The 17,250-nt window shown below is 65.6% G+C and carries 14 protein-coding genes; 6 read left to right on the forward strand and 8 right to left on the reverse strand.

Features of this window, described 5'->3' with window-relative positions:
- Nucleotides 1-2: 2 nt before the first annotated feature.
- From gatB to gatC, 3 genes are read right to left on the reverse strand one after another with little or no spacing between them, the layout of a single operon-like run.
- Complete coding sequence (gatB, locus tag CXY77_RS04505; protein ID WP_199181884.1) at nucleotides 3-1,508, reverse strand: Asp-tRNA(Asn)/Glu-tRNA(Gln) amidotransferase subunit GatB; 1,506 nt, start codon at nucleotides 1,506-1,508, stop codon at nucleotides 3-5.
- A complete protein-coding gene (gene gatA, locus CXY77_RS04510) occupies nucleotides 1,505-3,052 on the reverse strand; it encodes an Asp-tRNA(Asn)/Glu-tRNA(Gln) amidotransferase subunit GatA (protein WP_104129760.1) in 1,548 nt (515 codons plus the stop codon). Before gatA ends, gatB begins: the two co-directional genes overlap by 4 nt.
- 2 nt (nucleotides 3,053-3,054) lie before the next feature.
- Nucleotides 3,055-3,351 carry an Asp-tRNA(Asn)/Glu-tRNA(Gln) amidotransferase subunit GatC gene (gene gatC, locus CXY77_RS04515; protein ID WP_092341157.1) on the reverse strand — a complete coding sequence of 99 codons (297 nt, stop codon included), beginning with the start codon at nucleotides 3,349-3,351 and terminating at the stop codon, nucleotides 3,055-3,057.
- Between the two features lie 246 nt (nucleotides 3,352-3,597).
- On the opposite strand from gatC, the gene CXY77_RS04520 reads away from it, so the two are divergent.
- The 5 genes from CXY77_RS04520 to CXY77_RS20560 all read left to right on the forward strand — a co-directional run bounded on the left by CXY77_RS04520 (nucleotide 3,598) and on the right by CXY77_RS20560 (nucleotide 6,808).
- A complete protein-coding gene (locus CXY77_RS04520) occupies nucleotides 3,598-4,533 on the forward strand; it encodes a zinc-binding dehydrogenase (protein ID WP_198412700.1) in 936 nt (311 codons plus the stop codon).
- Nucleotides 4,497-4,586, forward strand: coding sequence for a hypothetical protein (locus CXY77_RS21030; protein WP_369827247.1), 90 nt, complete (start codon nucleotides 4,497-4,499; stop codon nucleotides 4,584-4,586). The genes CXY77_RS04520 and CXY77_RS21030 overlap by 37 nt, the downstream gene beginning before the upstream one ends.
- Before the next feature lie 39 nt (nucleotides 4,587-4,625).
- The gene (locus CXY77_RS04525; RefSeq protein WP_104129761.1) at nucleotides 4,626-5,447 is read left to right on the forward strand and encodes an aldo/keto reductase; all 822 of its coding nucleotides are present in this window, start codon (nucleotides 4,626-4,628) and stop codon (nucleotides 5,445-5,447) included.
- Between the two features lie 241 nt (nucleotides 5,448-5,688).
- Nucleotides 5,689-6,570 (forward strand): alcohol dehydrogenase catalytic domain-containing protein, encoded by an 882-nt coding sequence (locus CXY77_RS04530; RefSeq protein ID WP_233197227.1) that lies wholly within the window; start codon nucleotides 5,689-5,691, stop codon nucleotides 6,568-6,570.
- Between the two features lie 94 nt (nucleotides 6,571-6,664).
- Complete coding sequence (locus CXY77_RS20560) at nucleotides 6,665-6,808, forward strand: hypothetical protein (RefSeq protein ID WP_233197228.1); 144 nt, start codon at nucleotides 6,665-6,667, stop codon at nucleotides 6,806-6,808.
- Nucleotides 6,809-6,988: 180 nt separating this feature from the next.
- Here the strand turns inward: CXY77_RS20560 and CXY77_RS04535 are convergent, their stop codons facing one another.
- The 4 genes from CXY77_RS04535 to CXY77_RS04550 form a co-directional block, all read right to left on the reverse strand.
- The gene (locus tag CXY77_RS04535; RefSeq protein WP_199181880.1) at nucleotides 6,989-7,501 is read right to left on the reverse strand and encodes a hypothetical protein; all 513 of its coding nucleotides are present in this window, start codon (nucleotides 7,499-7,501) and stop codon (nucleotides 6,989-6,991) included.
- 217 nt (nucleotides 7,502-7,718) lie between these two features.
- On the reverse strand, nucleotides 7,719-9,980 hold the full coding sequence (gene ligA / locus CXY77_RS04540) for an NAD-dependent DNA ligase LigA (RefSeq protein ID WP_104088219.1): 2,262 nt from the start codon (nucleotides 9,978-9,980) through the stop codon (nucleotides 7,719-7,721).
- Nucleotides 9,973-11,163, reverse strand: coding sequence for a tRNA 2-thiouridine(34) synthase MnmA (gene mnmA / locus CXY77_RS04545; protein WP_194088293.1), 1,191 nt, complete (start codon nucleotides 11,161-11,163; stop codon nucleotides 9,973-9,975). The genes ligA and mnmA overlap by 8 nt, the downstream gene beginning before the upstream one ends.
- Nucleotides 11,164-11,200: 37 nt before the next feature.
- Complete coding sequence (locus tag CXY77_RS04550) at nucleotides 11,201-12,394, reverse strand: cysteine desulfurase family protein (protein WP_092341162.1); 1,194 nt, start codon at nucleotides 12,392-12,394, stop codon at nucleotides 11,201-11,203.
- A 100-nt stretch (nucleotides 12,395-12,494) separates the two neighbouring features.
- Between CXY77_RS04550 and glgX the strand changes: the two genes are divergently transcribed.
- Nucleotides 12,495-14,573, forward strand: a complete 2,079-nt coding sequence (glgX, locus tag CXY77_RS04555; RefSeq protein ID WP_092341163.1) for a glycogen debranching protein GlgX — start codon at nucleotides 12,495-12,497, stop codon at nucleotides 14,571-14,573.
- A 4-nt stretch (nucleotides 14,574-14,577) separates the two neighbouring features.
- Here glgX and glgP read toward each other — a convergent pair whose 3' ends face one another.
- Entirely contained in the window at nucleotides 14,578-17,145 is a 2,568-nt protein-coding gene (glgP, locus tag CXY77_RS04560; RefSeq protein ID WP_092341164.1) for an alpha-glucan family phosphorylase, read from the reverse strand.
- Between the last annotated feature and the right edge of the window lie 105 nt (nucleotides 17,146-17,250).

The following is a 17,250-nucleotide window of genomic DNA, read 5'->3' on the forward strand; positions in this document are numbered from 1 at the left end:
GGCTACTCGATTGCGGCGGCGCGTTCGAGCACGAGTTCGCGCACGCGCGCGGCATCCGCTTGCCCGCGCATGGCCTTCATAACGGCCCCGATGACGGCGCCGGCGGCCTGCACCTTGCCGTCACGAATCTTGGCGAGCACGTCGGGCTGGCCGAGCAGTGCGGCGTCGATCGCCGCGATGAGCGCGCCGTCGTCGGAGACCACGGCCAGTCCCCGGCTTTCGACGACCTCGGCCGGGGTTCCTTCGCCGGCGATGACACCTTCGAGCACCTGGCGGGCCAGGCGGTCGGTGAGGCTTCCGGCTTCGACCAGTGCGATGAGCGCGGCGAGCTGCACCGGCGTCACGAGCGAGTCGGCGGCGACGTTGGCCACGTTGGCGAGCCGGGCGATTTCGCCGGTCCACCACTTGCGCGATGCCTGAGCGGATGCCCCGGCGGCGACGGTCGCCTCGACCGCGTCGAGCAGGTCGGAGTTCACGACGTCCTGGAACTCGAGGTTCACAAAACCCCAGGCCGCCTGCAAGCGCTTGCGACGGGCCGCGGGCGGCTCGGGCAGGGTCAGGCGCAGCTCTTCGACCCATTCGCGCGACGGTGCCATCGGCAGCAGGTCGGGCTCCGGAAAGTACCGGTAGTCGTCGGCGTCGCTCTTAGGCCGACCGGCGCTCGTGATTCCGGTGTCCTCGTGCCAGTGCCGGGTCTCCTGCGTAATGGTGCCTCCGCCGGAAAGCACGGCCGCCTGACGCTGGATTTCGTAGCGCACCGCGCGCTCGACGCTTCTCAGGGAGTTGACGTTCTTGGTCTCGGTGCGGGTGCCGAGCACGTTCGACCCGCGCGGGCGCAGGGAGACGTTGGCGTCGCAACGCACGTTGCCCTCTTCCATGCGAGCGTTGGAGACGCCGAGCGCCTTGGCGATCTCGCGAATGGCGGCGACGTAGGTCTTGCCGATCTCGGGGGCGTCGTGTTCGGCGCCCTCGATCATCTGGGTGACGATCTCGACCAGTGGCACACCGCCACGGTTATAGTCGACGAGCGAGTAGTCGGCGCCCTGGATGCGTCCGGTCGCGCCACCCATGTGGGTGAGCTTGCCGGCGTCGTCTTCCATGTGCGCACGTTCGATCTCGACGGTGACCAGGCGGCCGCTCTCGAGTTCGATCGTGATCGATCCGTCGTGGCAGATCGGGTCGTCGTACTGGCTGGTCTGAAAGTTCTTCGCCGTGTCGGGGTAGAAGTAGTTCTTGCGGGCGAACCGCGAGTGTTCGGCGATCTCACACCCCAAAGCCAGCCCCAAACGGATGCTGGATTCCAGCGCCTTCTTGTTCACCTGCGGCAGTCCGCCGGGCAGGCCGAGGCAGGTCGGGCAGGTGTTCGTGTTGGCGCCGGAGCCGAACTCGTTGGCGCAGCCGCAGAACATCTTGGTCTTGGTGTTGAGTTCGACGTGCACCTCGAAGCCGAGCACCGGCTCGAACAGTTCGAGTGCCTTATCGAAGTCCATCAATTCAGCCTTCATCAGACGGCTCCCTCTTCGCTGGCAAACATTTCGGTCGGGGTCAGGGCTGGAGCCTGGCTGAGCATGGTGTGCCCCCAGCTCGCTTCGAGCAGCTGCTCGATCGCGGCGCCGACGGTGTAGAGGCGGGCATCCGCTTTGGCGGGGGCCATGATCTGCAGGCCGACGGGCAGGCCGTCTTCGGGCGCGAGCCCGATCGGGATGCTCATTCCGGGCACACCAGCCAGGTTCGCCGGGATGGTGGTCACGTCGTTGATGTACATAGCCATCGGATCGGCGAGCTTCTCACCAAACTTGAACGCCGTGGTTGGGGCGCTCGGCGACATCAGAACGTCGACCTGGCCGAACGCGGCGGCGAAGTCACGCTGAATGAGCGTGCGCACCTTCTGCGCGCTGCCGTAGTACGCGTCGTAGTAACCGGCGCTCAGGGCGTAGGTGCCGAGGATGATACGGCGCTTGACTTCGGGACCGAAACCGGCCTCTCGGGTGGTGCTCATCACGTGCTCGCTCGTGAGCGAACCGCTTTCCGGGTTGACGCGGATGCCGAATCGCACCGAGTCGAAGCGGGCCAGGTTACTCGACGCTTCGGCGGGCAGAATCAGGTAATACGCCGCGACGGCATACTCGAAGTTCGGTGCGGAGACCTCGATGATCTCGGCGCCAGCGGCGACGAGCAGCGCGAGGGTTTCGTTGAAGCGCTGGGTGACGCCAGCCTGGAATCCGTCGCCGGAGAGTTCCTTGATGACGCCGATGCGCACGCCCGTGAGGGCGCCGTCCTTGAGACCGTCGCGCGCGGCGGCGGCCATCGACGGCCAGCTGTCGGTCAGCGAGGTGGAGTCGAGGGGGTCGTGGCCGCCGATGACGTCATGCAGCAGGGCAGCGTCATAGACCGTGCGGGAGACCGGTCCGACCTGGTCGAGGCTGGAGGCCAGGGCGATCGCCCCGTAGCGGGAGACTCCGCCGTAGGTGGGCTTGACGCCGACCGAGCCGGTGACGGCGGCGGGCTGGCGGATGGATCCGCCGGTGTCGCTGCCGAGGGCGAGCGGCGCCTGGAAAGAAGCGACGGCCGCGGCCGAGCCGCCACCGGAGCCACCGGGGATACGGTCGCGGTCCCAGGGGTTGCGAGTAATTCCGTAGGCGGAGTGTTCGGTGGAGGACCCCATGGCAAATTCGTCCATGTTGGTCTTGCCGAGCGGCACGAGGCCGGCCGCACGCAGTCGGGCAACGACGGTCGCGTCGTAGGGCGGAACCCAGCCTTCAAGAATTTTCGACCCGGCGGTGGTGGGCATGTCTTGGGTGGCCAGCACGTCTTTGATCGCGATCGGAACCCCGGCGAGCGGGTTCAGCACCTCGCCGGCAGCGCGGCGGGCGTCAATCTGGGCGGCGGTCGCCAGGGCGGCCTCGCCCGCCACGTGCAGAAAGGCGTGCAGGTCGGTGTCGACGGCCGTGATGTGGTCGAGGTGCGCGCTGGTCGCTTCGACGGCGCTGACCTGCTTGCTGACCAGCAGCTCGCTGAGCGCTGCGGCGGAGAGCTTGGTGAGATAGGTCATGGTTACTCCTCGTCCAGAATGGCGGGCACGCGGAATTTGTCACCGGCGCGGTCGGGGGCGCCGGACAGGGCCTGCTCGACGGTCAGTGATGGCACGACGACGTCTTCACGGTAGACGTTGGTCAGCGGCATCGGGTGGCTCGTGGCCGGGGTGTCAGCGGTGGCTACCTCAGAGACCTTGGCAATCGAGTCGACGATCTGGCCGAGGTCGTGGGTGAGATTGGTGATCTCGAGGGGGCTGAGGTCGATCCGAGCAAGGTATGCCAAATGGGCAACCTGCTCAGCCGTGATTTCCGACATGGAACTCCGATACGCATTGGGGTGGATACCCCAATCCTATTCGCCAGCCGCCGCGAGCCCGATCCGCCGACCGCACCAGGTGCGCACCCGCGCCCCTGGCGTCCGTGTCCGTTGCCTGGACCGGCACCGGCACCGGTGGGCCATTCGCTTTGATCCTGTGAAGCCTGGCATCGCCAACGAGGAGAAAAAAGTCTCCTGGAGCCAGAATTTCAGCGGGAACTAACCGCGTAGGAGCACACTTTAGATATGAGAGCACTTGTTGTTGAGCAGAACCTGGGTGGTTCCGTGCTTTCGATGCGCGATCTGCCGAGCCCTGAACCGGGCCCGCGTCAGGTGAAGATCCGTGTGCGGACTGCGTCGTTGAATCGTGCCGACCTTGCCCAGCGCGCCGGAACCCACCAACCGGTCAGCCCGGGCAGCGCACCGGTCGTTGTGGGGCTGGATGCCGCGGGCGATGTCGTCACGGTGGGATGCGAGGTCAAGGGAGTACAGTTCGGGGACCGTGTCATGGCCACCGTCAGCGGCGGTTTGAGCGAGGAAATCGTTGTCGACGCTGCGCTGGTCGTACCGATTCCGCGGGCGTGGTCCTACGCGGAGGGTGCCGCTGCCATCCTCGGGTTGATGACCGAGCACAACGCGCTCCGCACCGCGGGTGGCCTCAGGCCGGGCGAAACGGTGCTGATTCATGCGGCTGCCTCATCGGTGCGTCTTCAGTACGTACAGTTGGCAAAATACCTGGGCGCTGGAGCGGTTATCGCAACCGTTCGCACGGACCGGGCAACTGACCTGCTCCGTTCCCAGGGTGCCGATCACGTGGTCGACGTTAACGAGGCCGGTTTCGCTGATCGGGTTTTGGAACTGACGGATGGCCGCGGGGTCGACGTCATCATCGACCATGTTGGTGGCCCGTATCTTGCGGACAATATTCGCTGCGCCGCACTCCTGGGACGCCTGGTCGGTGTGGGGCGCCTCGGCGGTGCCCACGGTGTTCTTGATTTGGAAGCACTGGCGTTTAAACGATTGAGCATCATTGGGGTCACTTTTCGCACCCGCGACGCTGCGGAAAAAAAGCCGAGATCGTCGCCGCGCTGCGCGCCGAGGTCGACCCGGCTTTCGAAGCACTACGCCCATCGATTGATCGGATTCTGCCCTGGACCGAAGTCCAACAAGCGCAGGACCTGATGGCCGGGAACTCCCACCTGGGCAAGATCGTTCTGAGTCTTGAGACTACGTAAGCCAGACCGTCTGGATATGCACACGACGCAAGGAACCGCATGCGCGAAACCGACTTCTTTAACGGCGTTCGGGTACCCGTCATTGGGCAGGGAACCTGGCATCTCGGTGAAGACCCCGCGAAGCGAAAGACCGAGGTGGCGGCCCTGGGCGCCGGGATCGACGCCGGCCTGACCGTGATCGACACCGCCGAAATGTATGGCGACGGTGCCTCGGAAGAACTCGTCGGCGAGGCCATTCGAGGGCGACGCGATGAGGTCGTGCTGGTCAGCAAGGTCTACCCACATAATGCGAGCCGCAGCGGTGTCGTCGCTGCGTGCGAGCGCAGCCTGCGCCGGCTCGGAACCGATCGACTCGATGTCTACTTACTGCATTGGTCCGGCAGTATTCCACTCGCCGAGACCGTCGACGGGTTCGAACACCTCCGTGCCGCTGGCAAGATTCGGAGTTGGGGGTTATCGAATTTCGACCTGGATGATCTGGAGCCAGTACCCGAGGGATGTGCCACCAACCAGGTGCTCTACAACCTCGGCAGTCGGGGCATCGAGTTCGATCTGCTGCTTTGGCAGCAACACCAGCGTATGCCGCTTATGGCCTATTCGCCGCTCGGGCAGGGACCGTCCCTGTTGGAACATCCGCTGCTGGCCGAACTGGGAAAATGGCACGGGGTGACTGCTGCCCAGATCGCCCTGGCCTGGGTTATCCGGCAACCGGGCATCATCGCGATCCCCAAGGCTTCGTCTCTCGAGCACGTGCGCCAGAATGTCGGCGCGGGCGCGGTGGTTCTCGATGCTGAAGATTGTCTGGCTCTCGATAACGCATTTCCGGTGCCTCGCGGAAAACAACCGCTCGATATTCTGTGACGGCGTCCGCTCGTTCCTGAAGCGCACTCCGGTCAGGTCGGGTTCTCTGAATTTGGTCACCGTCCGGACAGCCACCTCCACGAGGTGCGCAGTGGCAGATCATGTCCGATCGTGATAAAACTGAGGCATGCTCATTTTCCGCACAGTCTAGAACTGTCGGGACATTCATCCATTCAATACCTCCGAAAGTGAAGACGGATCTTCCGCAGCCACATTCAAAAAAGTCAAGGAGTGAAAAGAAATGAAGGCAGTCGTTTACAAGGGCCCAAATGAAGTCAGTGTTGAAGACGTTCCGGACGCCAAGATCGAACGTCCCACTGATGTTTTGGTTCGCATTACGGCAACAAATATCTGCGGTTCAGATTTGCACATGTACGAGGGGCGCACCGACTTCGAAGTTGGACGCACGTTTGGCCACGAAAATATGGGCGAGGTCATCGAGATCGGTAACGGCGTCGACGCGGTCAAGGTCGGCGATCGGGTCGTGTTGCCGTTCAATATTTCCTGCGGATTTTGCAAGAATTGCGAACGCGGTTTTACCAACTATTGCATGACCACTCAACCAGACCCGGTCGGCGCGGGCGCCGCTTACGGCTTCGCGGGAATGGGTCCGTATCCCGGCGGTCAAGCCCAAATGCTGCGCGTGCCCTACGGCGACAGCAACTGCCTGCGCTTGGGTGAAGACGCGATAGAAAAGCAAAACGATTACGTGATGCTGTCGGACATCTTTCCGACGGGTTATCACGCTACCGAGATGGCCGGCGTGATCCCCGGTGACACCGTGGTGATCTACGGTGCGGGTCCGGTCGGGCTCATGGCCGCCCTGTCCGCGACGATCAAGGGCGCGAGTAAAGTCTGGGTTGTGGACCGACGCCCGGACCGGCTGGCCCTCGTTGAGCAGATCGGTGCGACCGCCGTTGATGATTCGAAGGTGGATCCGGTTCAGTTCGTGCTGGACCAGACCAAGGGTAAAGGCGCGGATCGGGGTTGTGAATGCGTGGGCTATCAGGCCCACGATCCACAGGGCACCGAAGATCCCGCTATGACTCTGAATCGGCTGATTCAGTCCGTGCGCATCACCGGGGGCATTGGCGTTGTCGGCGTCTTTCTGCCGGCAGANTAAGCAGGGCAAGCTGGCCATTGACTATGGCCTGCAGTGGCTCAAGGGGCAAAGCATGGGCAGCGGCCAATGCCCGGTGAAGAAATACAATCGGCAATTGCGCGACCTGATTGCCGTGGGCAAGGCCAAGCCTTCATGGATCGTTTCGCACGAGGTCCCGCTCAGCGAAGCCGTGGATGCCTACAAGAACTTCGGCGACCGCAATAACGGGTGGACCAAAGTCATCCTCAAGCCCGAGTAGACCACTGTCGAACTAACTCGCCGCGGCGCGTTCACCGCTCGGACTCGAACGTGGAAGGAGTGAACACGAGTTCGTCCAATGATCCAACCGAAAGCGCAACCATCACAGGCACCGACATGGTCGCCGAGTTCGGCGGGGCGGCATTCGCGGGTGCCGCCCCTGATCAGCCGGACGACCCGTTCACCGGGACCCGTTCACCGGGACGGCGCGTTCAGCGGGACGGCGCTTGCCGCCCGAAGCCCCACAGGGTAGCGGCGACAACAACCCCATATGCCAGTGCGGGGCGATGTCGCTGGCCCAGTCTTTGGCGGTCCAGGTGCGGGGGTCGGTCACCCCGAGAACCGTCATCGGCACGTTGCCGCCAATCAGCGCGCCAACCGTGGCCGCCAGTCCGCTCATCACCGGCGCGGGTCGCCAACCGGCAGAGCGGAAGAGTCCGAGCAGTGCACCAACACCCACGCCCACGATCACACCGGTCATCGGCCCGATGCCCGCGATCCGATTTTTTCTCACCACGTCAGATCCGGGGATTGTGAGCTGGGCGACGTCGGCAAGTTTCTCGACGGTGGCCTGCGGAGTGGAGCTGGCCGGTCTGCCTTTGAGCGCCATCCTGAGGTAGCTCACGGCGTTGAGCGCGGTGGTGCCTGCCGCGCCAGCCGCCGCGCCGCCCAGGAACCCACGGAGCAGGCTCATGGTCGACGAACGAGTTCGGCGGAGAAATAGTAATCGCATGTGCTGGGCATGGCACTCCTTCGAAAGAGGCGACAACGCATCGGCCTGATTTCGGCTTACACCGACAGCAGCCGCATTTCAAGAGGACTGGCTGTAGTGGCCCATTACGAACAACGTCGGACGCTCGGTGCGCGGCCGGTGGAATTTCACGCAAAACCAAGGAAACCTGTGCGGCAGCCTACGTGGATGCAGGTGAGGACGCGGGCGCCAACCCGGCCGGCCCCTCCGCGAGCAGGGTACGAAACTCGTCGGCGTCGAGAATGCGGATGCCGAGGGTTTCGGCCTTGCCGAGCTTGGATCCTGCGCCCGGCCCGGCGGCGACGAAGTCAGTGTTCTTCGACACGCTCGACGCGCTCTTGCCGCCGGCGGCGATGATCGCCTCCTGGGCGCCCTCCCGCGTGAAGCCCTCGAGCGAGCCGGTAGCGACGACAGTGAGCCCGGCGAGCACTCCTCCGGCGGCCTCGGCCGCGCCAGGACCTGAATGCCCCAGCGTGGCGAATTGCACGCCGGCCGCGGCCCACTGGGTGATGATTGCGACGTGCCAGTCCACCAGGAACCAGGCGAGCACCGCGTCAGCGATAATGCCGCCGACGCCGTCGACCTCGGCGAGTTCCTCCCGGCTGGCCGCGCGAATGGCGTCGAGCGAACCGAAATGGTTCGCCAGTGCGCGGGCGGCGACCGGGCCGACGTGACGGATGTTGAGCGATACCAGGATGCGCCAGAGCGGCTTGGTCTTGGCTTTCTCGATCTCGGCGAGCAGTTTGAGGGCACTCGCCGAGGGCTGCAAACCGGTCAGGCCCGCCTTCTTCTCGGCGGGGTTCGGATTGCGCGAGAACGGCATGCGGATTTTTGCGACCCCGTCGTCGTCTTCCTTCGGCAGTCCGGTTTCGGCGTCGCGCACGATCACCTGGATCGGCAGCAGGTCCGCCAGCTTGAGGTCGAACAGGCCCGCCTCGGTGGGCAGCGGCGGGTCGGCCGGCACAATCGGCTGGGTCAGCGCGGAGGCGGCAACCTCGCCGAGAACCTCGATGTCGAGACCGCCGCGACTGCCGATGTGCTCGACCCGGCCGCGTACCTGGGCCGGGCAGCTGCGCGCGTTCGGGCAGCGCAAATCGATATCGCCCTCCTTCGCCGGGGCCAGCGGAGTGCCGCATTCCGGGCAGTTCAGGGGCATGACGAATTCGCGTTCGGTGCCGTCGCGCAGCTCGACGACCGGGCCGAGCACCTCGGGAATGACGTCGCCAGCCTTGCGCAGCACGATCGTGTCGCCGATCAGCACGCCCTTGGCCTTCACGACGTCCTGGTTGTGCAGGGTGGCCTGGCGCACCTCACTGCCGGCCACGAGCACCTTTTCCATCACGGCGAAGGGGGTCGCCCGGCCGGTGCGGCCGACACTGACGATAATGTCGAGCAGTTTCGTGTTGACCTGCTCTGGCGGGTACTTGTAGGCGATGGCCCAGCGCGGTGCCCGGTTTGTGGCGCCGAGTTCGGCGTGCAGGGCCAGTTCGTCGATCTTGATGACGATGCCGTCGAGTTCGTGCACCACGCTGCCGCGGTGGGCTCCGTAGTACTCGATGAACTCGGCAGCCTCGGCAACCGACTCGACCACCTTGAAGTAGCTGCTGGTCGGCAGTCCCCACCCGTCGAGCAGGCCGTAGACCTCGGATTGCGTGCTGACGGGCGGGTTCTCCCAGGCGCCGATGCCGTGCACGAGCATGCGCAGCCGCCCCAGGCGGGCCTTCATGAGGCGCAGTTGGTCGGTGTTCTTGCCGGCCGCCTTCTGGCGCAGCGACCCGGCCGCCGCGTTGCGGGCATTCGCGAACACTCGCTCGCCCGCTGCGGACTGTGCGGCATTCAGCTCGTCGAAGGCGGCAGTGGGAAAGAACACCTCGCCACGCACCTCCATCAACGACGGATGCCCGGTGCCGTCCAGGCGAGACGGGATGCCGGGCACGAGGTCTATGTTCTCGGTGACGTCTTCGCCGACGACCCCGTCACCGCGGGTGGCCGCGGAGACGAGCACTCCATCGGCGTAGCGCAGATTGATGGCGAGGCCGTCGATCTTGAGCTCGCACAGATAGTGCACCGCGCGGCCCGAGTTCTCCGCGGCCTTGCGGGCCCAGGCGTCGAACTCGTCGAGGGAGAAGACGTTGTCGAGGCTGAGCATCCGTTCGGCGTGGGTGACCGGGTCGAACAGTGTGACCTCGGCGCGGCCGCCGACGGTCTGAGTGGGGCTGTCTTGGCTCTGCAGCTCGGGGTGCAGCCGCTCCAGCTCGCCGAGGCGCCGCACGAGCAGGTCGTAGTCGGCGTCGGAGATGACGACCGTGTCCTGCCCGTAGTAGGCGTCCCGGGCGGCGAGTACGCGGGTGGTGATGTCGGCAGCCTCGGCGGCTGCGGCGACGAGGTCGTCAGGGGTGGTGTCGGCGACGGACTCAGGCATTGACCGGGACGGGGCTGGCCGAAGCGGTAGGTGCTGAGACGGAACTGCCTGATGAAATCGGTACGGCGCTGACCGTGCGATCGATGGTGCATTGGCCGAGTACCCGGGTGCCGACGTAGACGACGGCGGTCTGCCCGGGGGCGACGCCGGCGAGCGGCTGGTTCGGAATGATGCGCAATTCGACCGTGCCGTCGACGCCGGTGACGGCGGCGGTTGAAACGACCTGGGCTACGGCAGGTTCCGGGTCGGCGTGGGCGCGAATCTGCACATGACAGGCGAATTCCACCTCTGGATGCTCGGGGGCGAGCCCGGCCCAGGTGTACTTGTTGCCGGCGATCTCCTTGATGGCGAGCGCCTCCTTCGGACCGACGACGACCGTGTTGGTGATCGGGCGCACCTCAAGCACGAAGCGCGGCTTGCCGTCGGCGGCCGGAGTGCCAATGGAGAGGCCCTTGCGCTGGCCGACCGTAAACGCGACGGCGCCGTCGTGCTGCCCGAGGGTGTTGCCCTCCCGGTCAAGGATGTCGCCGGTTACCGGGGCGACGCGTTCGCCGAGCCAGCCCTTGGTATCGCCGTCTGGAATAAAGCAGATGTCGTAGGAGTCGGGCTTGTTCGCCACCGAGAAGCCGCGTTCGGCGGCTTCTTTCCGCACCTCGGCCTTGGTCGGCGTGGCGCCGAGCGGAAACATGGAGTGGTTAATCTGGTCAGCGGTGAGCACGCCGAGCACGTAGGACTGGTCTTTAGCCCAGGCGGCCGCGCGGTGCAGCTCCTTGTTGCCATCGGCATCCGTCAGAATGCTCGCGTAGTGGCCGGTGCAGACGGCGTCGAAGCCGAGGGCCATGGCCTTTTCGAGCAGGGCGGCGAACTTGATCTTTTCGTTGCAGCGCATGCACGGGTTCGGGGTACGGCCGGCGGCGTATTCGGCGATAAAGTCGTCGACGACGTCGAGCTTGAACCGTTCGGAGAAGTCCCAGACGTAGTAGGGGATGCCCATGATGTTGGCGGCGCGCTGGGCATCCATTGAATCTTCAACGGTGCAACAGCCGCGACTGCCGGTGCGCAACGTGCCCGGCATTCGGCTCAGTGCGAGATGCACGCCGACCACCTCGTGCCCCGCTTCGACCGCGCGCGCGGCTGCGACGGCGGAATCAACACCGCCACTCATTGCTGCTAAAACCTTCACCCAACGAGTGTACGCGGAGTATCTGACACGGCCAAGGTCAGCGCCCGGGCACCCGATCGGCCATTCCGGCCCGGAGCGCCTGGGCGTGCGCGGCCGGCAACGCCGCGAGCAGCGCGTCGACGTCGGCATCGGTCGACGTGTGGCCCAGGGTGATCCGCAGAGCACCGCGGGATTCGATCTCGTTGCGCCCCATCGCCCGCAGCACGTGCGAGGGTTCGGGCACCCCGGCCTGGCAGGCCGACCCGGTCGACACCGACACTCCGGCGGCGTCGAGCAGAAACAGCAGCGAGTCGCCCTCGCAGCCGGCAAAACTGAAGTGCGCGTTACCCGGCAGCCGAATGATCGGGTCGCCATTGAGCACAGCATCGGGTGCGACCCGCGCCACGCCTGCGATCACCCGGTCGCGCAGGGCTGCCAGGCGCGCGGTTTCGCCGCCGGCAGCCGCAGACAGCTCAGCCGACAGAGCGGATGCCGCCACCGCGAACGACACCGCTGCCGCGACATCCTGCGTGCCGCTGCGCACCTTACGCTGCTGTCCGCCACCGTGGATGAGCGGTTCGACGGTGGTGGCGCGACCGAGCACGAGAGCGCCGATACCGACCGGTCCGCCGACCTTGTGCGCCGAGACGCTGAGCGCCGACACCCCGGCGGCGGCCAGCGTGCGAAAGTCCACCGGAATATAGCCGTACGCCGCAACGGCGTCGACGTGCACCGGAATGCCGTGCACCGCGGCGAGCGCCGCCACCTCGGCGACGGGTTCGATGGTGCCGACCTCATTGTTGGCCATGATCACGCTGACCAGCGCAATATCAAACGGGTCCCGGGCAATAGCAGCCTTGAGCGCGGCGAGGTCGACGCGGCCCTGGTCGTCGAGCGGAATCCACTCGATCACGGCACCGTCATGCTCGGCGAGCCACTCGACGGTGTCGAGGGTGGCGTGGTGTTCGCCGCCGGGCACCAGAATGCGCCGGCGCGGGGCGCGCGCCCAGTACAGCCCCTTGATTCCGAGGTTGATGGCCTCGGTGCCGCTGCCGGTGAAAACAACCTCGATCGGGTCGCAGCCGAGGCTGGCGGCCACGATTTCGCGCGACTCTTCGAGCATCCGCTTGGCATTCTGCCCCTGGCTGTGCACCGAAGCGGGGTTACCGACGACACCCATCGCTTCGGCGTAGGCGGCAATAGCGGCGGGGAGCATGGGCGTGGTCGCCGCATGGTCCAAATAGACAACCATGCCCCCTATTTTACGCCCCCAAATTTTACGCACCCCAAATTTACCGTCGAGCGGATGCCGGTGGTCGTCAGCTTCCCGCACACTGATTATTCTTGAACCCATGAGTTCCACCGATCCCCTGCGCAACCTCGGTGTGCGACTAACCAGCGCCGGCGGCGAACTACGGGTGTGGGCCGAACACGCCGACGCCATGGACCTGTGTCTTTTCGACGACACCGACCCGAACTGGATCGTCAAGAGCGTGCCGATGACCAAGGACGTGCACGGCGTGTGGTCCGGCAAATCGCGCACGCTGTCCCCTGGGCGCCGCTACGGTATCCGCGTCTCCGGCCCGGCCAGCTCGAAGAACTCGTTTCACCCGGAGAAAACCCTGATCGAACCGTATTCTCGTGGTCTGGTGCGGGTCGGGGCCGGACTTTGGCAGTCCTCGGTGGTCGATGACTATTTCGACTGGAACGGCGCCACGAAACCGAAAGTCGCCCTCGACCACACGGTGGTCTATGAGGCGCACGTGCGCGGCGTCAGCCGGCTCAATCCGCTGGTGCCGGCCGTCCTGCGCGGCACCTATGCCGGGCTCGCCCACGAATCGACCATCGCCTACCTAAAAGACCTCGGCGTGACCGCGGTCGAGCTGTTGCCGGTGCAGGCGTTCGTGTCGGAGCAGCGTCTCATCAAACAGGGCCTAATCAACTACTGGGGTTACAACACCCTCAACTTTTTTTCGCCGCACGCCGACTACGCCACCCAGGCAGCGCAGTCGGCCGGTCCGGCCGCTGTGCTGCGCGAGTTCAAAGGCATGGTCAAGCTGCTGCACGAGGCCGGGCTCGAAGTCATTTTGGACGTGGTCTACAACCACACGGCCGAGGAGGGTCGCAACGGCCCGGTCACGAGCCTGCGCGGCATCGATAACGCGGCATATTACCGTCAGGACGATTCCGGGGCGTATATCGACGTGACCGGGTGCGGCAACACGGTCAATTTCAGCCACGACGTGCCGAAGCGCCTCGTGCTCGATTCCCTGCGGTACTGGGCCAACGAGGTGCAGGTCGATGGGTTCCGCTTCGACCTGGCCGCTACGCTCGGCCGGGACGCCGGCGTGGTCTACGACCCGCAGCATCCGCTGCTCACCGAGATTCGCGACGACCCGGAGCTGGCGGGTGTGAAACTCATCGCCGAACCGTGGGATGTCGGGCAGGGCGGCTGGCAGACCGGCAATTTTCCGCCCGGGTGGACCGAGTGGAACGACCGCTACCGCGATCGGATGCGCGACTTCTGGCTCTCCGACATGAAGAGTCTGCGTCTGACCGGCTCGGCCGGCAGCGGCATCGGACGCTTTGCGACCCGCGTCGCCGGGTCGTCGAACACTTTTTCGGAAGCGCGCGGCCCGCTCGCCTCGCTCAACTTCATCACCGCGCACGACGGCTTCACCCTCGCCGATCTCACCGCCTACGATACGAAGCACAACCTCGGCAACGGCGAGTCGAACCGTGACGGCACCGACAACAACAGCTCCTACAACCACGGCGTCGAGGGTCCGACCCGCGACGTGGCCATTCTGGCCACCAGGCGGAAGGCCATGCGCAACCTGCTCGGCACACTGCTGCTCTCGGCCGGCATTCCCATGCTCACCGCCGGCGACGAGTTCGGCCGCAGCCAGCGCGGCAACAACAACGCCTACTGCCAGGACAGCGAGCTGACCTGGCTCAACTGGGACTTCGACGACTGGCAGCAGGACCTGCACCGGGTCACCCGCCGCCTTCTGCAGCTGCGCCGGGAAAACCCGGCCCTGCGCCCCGTGCACTTCGGTCGCTTCGGCGAGACGACGCCGAGCGCCAGCCAGCTGGACTGGTACAACATCGCCGGCGAAGCGCTCACCGGGGAGGCCTGGAACTCGCCGACCGAGCGCACCCTGCAGTACATGGCAGCGTCCACCCCCGAACACGAAGCCTTCAACCGTATTTTGCTCGTGGTGAACGCCCGCGAGCAGGACGAGACGGTCACCCTGCCAGCGCACGAGGGAGTGGATGCCTACACACTGCTCTGGGATTCCGGTCACGACGACCTGCGCGACTCGGTGATCGAGCACGCGCCCGGCACTGCCCTGTTCGTGTCCGGTGCGTCGATGCAGCTGATGCGGGCGCACGGCGCGTTCGTTCCGCGCCGCGCACGGCGCGCCTGACCGGCTAGTTCGCGATGGCGACCAGACCCATTTCGGCCGGGCTGATCAGCAGGTCATTGCGGGGAACGACACGCACGGTATACCCAAAGGCTCCGGCCCGGTCGAGCTCGACCGTTCCGGTGAACAGGGTGGCGCCGCCGGTCGATGCTTCTTTCAGCGGTGCCGGTTCGAGCGCCTGAATGGCCACGTCGCGCAGCTCGTCGGTGCCCAGGCTCTTGCCGTAGACGACCTCGACGGTCACGTCCTCTGCCGCCAGTCCGCCGAGCTGCACGTGTGCGCGCAGGTGCAGGTCGTCGCCCACTTCGGGCACCGACGAGACACCGCCCGATTCCACGTGGGTCACCGCGACCTGCGGCCAGGCCGACACGATCCGGCCCTTCCACGCGGCCAGTTCGCGGGCCGCGCGGTAGTTGTTGGCCGACATCAGCCCTTCGTAGTGTCCGGCCGGGCGATACAGCCGCTGCACGTACTCGCTGACCATACGGTCGGCGGACAGTGCCGGCGAGAGGGTGGCGAGGGTGTGCCGAATATTCGAGACCCACCGTTCGGGCACGTCATCGGCGTTCCGTTCGTAGAACGTCGGGGCGACCTGATGCTCGATCAGGTCGTAGAGCGCTTCGGCTTCGAGCCGGTCGCGTTCAGCGGAGTCGCCGGCCGAATCGGCAGACGGAATCGCCCAGCCGTTCTTGCCGTCGTAGTATTCGGGCCACCAGCCGTCGAGGATCGACAGGTTGAGGGCACCGTTGAGGGCAGCCTTCATGCCGCTCGTTCCGCAGGCCTCGAGCGGACGGAGCGGATTGTTGAGCCAAACATCCGTTCCCGGGTACATCAGCTGGGCCATGGCGATGTTGTAGTCGGGCAGAAAAGCGATGCGCGTGCGCAGGGCCGGGTCGGCCGCGAACTGCACGATCTTCTGGATCAGGCGTTTGCCCTCTTCGTCGGCGGGGTGCGACTTGCCGGCGATGACGATCTGAATCGGATGCTCCGAGTGCAGCAGCAGGGCGCGCAAACGTTCAGGGTCGTGCAACATCAGGGTGAGCCGCTTGTAGGTAGGAACACGGCGGGCGAACCCGATGGTCAGCACGTTCGGGTCGAAGACACGATTGATCCAGGTCGGGGGGATGCCGCCCGGGTTCTGGTCCCGCCAGGCGTTCAGCAGTCGGCGGCGGGCATCCTCGACGAATTGCAGGCGCATCTGACCGCGCACCGACCACAGGTCCTGGTCGGAGACATCCGCAGAGGCCCAGTTGGCCGTCGAGGTGTCGCTCGTGCCGAGCTTGGTGTGGGCGAGGCTCTTCAGCGCCGGGTCGGTCCAACTCTGCGCGTGCACGCCATTCGTGATCGACGTGATCGGAACATCCGCTGAATCAAAGCCAGGCCACAGGCCGTTGAACATGCGACGGCTGACCTCGCCGTGCAGGGTCGAGACACCGTTGGCGTGCTGGCCGAGCCGCAACCCCATAATGGCCATGTTGAACACGTCGTTGGAACCGCCATCGTAGCTCTCAGCGCCGAGCGCGAGCAGATCTTCCACATCGACGCCGGGCAGCAGGTCGGTGCCGAAGTAGCGTCGCACGAGCGACCGCTCGAAGCGGTCGATGCCGGCGGCGACCGGAGTGTGGGTGGTGAAAACGGTGCCGGCGCGGGCCACCTGCAGAGCTTCCTGAAAGCTGAGGCCCTCGCCGATCAGGCTGGAGATGCGCTCGAGGCCGAGGAAACCGGCGTGACCCTCGTTGGTGTGGAACACTTCGGGCTCCGGCAGTCCGTGCAGCGAGCTCCACAGCTTCACCGCGCGAGCACCGCCGATGCCCAGCAGCAGTTCCTGCAGCAGGCGGTGTTCGCCGCCGCCGCCATACAGGCGGTCGGTGACCAGGCGCAGGTCGTCGGCGTTCTCCGGAATGTCGGCGTCGAGCAACAGCAAACGCACTCGGCCCACCTTGGCCTGCCAGACCCGGGCATGCAGGGTGCGGTCGTCGGGCAGCGCGAGCGACACCTGTACGGCGGAGCCGTCGGCCCGGCGCAGCACGGCGAGCGGAAGCCCGTCGGGGTCGAGCAGCGGATAGCTTTCCATCTGCCAGCCGTCAGGAGAGATGGCCTGGCTGAAGTAGCCGGCGCGATAGAACAGGCCGACGCCGACCAAAGGCAGGCCAAGGTCCGAAGCGCTCTTCAGGTGGTCACCGGCGAGAATGCCGAGGCCCCCCGAATACTGCGGCAGGGCAGCGGCGATGCCGAACTCCGGTGAGAAGTAGGCGATGGCGGCCGGCTTCTCGCCCTCGAGCCCCTGGTACCAGCGTGGCTGCTCGAGATAGTCGCGCAACCCGTCACGGGTGGCGTTGACCTCGGCGACGTAGTCGTGATCCTGCGCGAGATCGTCGAGGCGACGCGGGGCGACGGCACCGAGCAGCGCGACCGGGTCGGTGCCGATCTCGCGCCAGAGCTCGGGGGCAATGTGCTCGAATAGTTGCCGTGTGGGCTCATGCCACGACCAGCGGAGATTGCCGGCAAGCTCCTCCAGAGCCGCGAGCGGCTCGGGGAGAACGGCACGGACGGTAAATTTACGGATGGCCTTCACGAGGTCAACCTTAGGGGTGCCACGTGTCCAACACGTAACAGTCAAACTTCACCGCGCGCACGCCAGGAGGGCAGAACGCGGAAGCCATTGCCACGCTTTCACGCT

Origin of the sequence: Cryobacterium sp. N21 (assembly GCF_002929575.1) — a bacterium.
In the GTDB taxonomy this organism is placed as follows: domain Bacteria; phylum Actinomycetota; class Actinomycetes; order Actinomycetales; family Microbacteriaceae; genus Cryobacterium; species Cryobacterium flavum.

Bases quoted from the DNA above. Each gene is read 5' to 3' on its own strand.
- gatA (WP_104129760.1), bottom strand. From the start codon at position 3,052: ATGACCTATCTCACCAAGCTCTCCGCCGCAGCGCTCAGCGAGCTGCTG.
- gatC (WP_092341157.1), bottom strand. From the start codon at position 3,351: ATGTCGGAAATCACGGCTGAGCAGGTTGCCCATTTGGCATACCTTGCT.
- CXY77_RS04520 (WP_198412700.1), top strand. From the start codon at position 3,598: ATGAGAGCACTTGTTGTTGAGCAGAACCTGGGTGGTTCCGTGCTTTCG.
- CXY77_RS04525 (WP_104129761.1), top strand. From the start codon at position 4,626: ATGCGCGAAACCGACTTCTTTAACGGCGTTCGGGTACCCGTCATTGGG.
- CXY77_RS04535 (WP_199181880.1), bottom strand. From the start codon at position 7,501: ATGAGCCTGCTCCGTGGGTTCCTGGGCGGCGCGGCGGCTGGCGCGGCA.
- ligA (WP_104088219.1), bottom strand. From the start codon at position 9,980: ATGCCTGAGTCCGTCGCCGACACCACCCCTGACGACCTCGTCGCCGCA.
- CXY77_RS04550 (WP_092341162.1), bottom strand. From the start codon at position 12,394: ATGGTTGTCTATTTGGACCATGCGGCGACCACGCCCATGCTCCCCGCC.
- glgX (WP_092341163.1), top strand. From the start codon at position 12,495: ATGAGTTCCACCGATCCCCTGCGCAACCTCGGTGTGCGACTAACCAGC.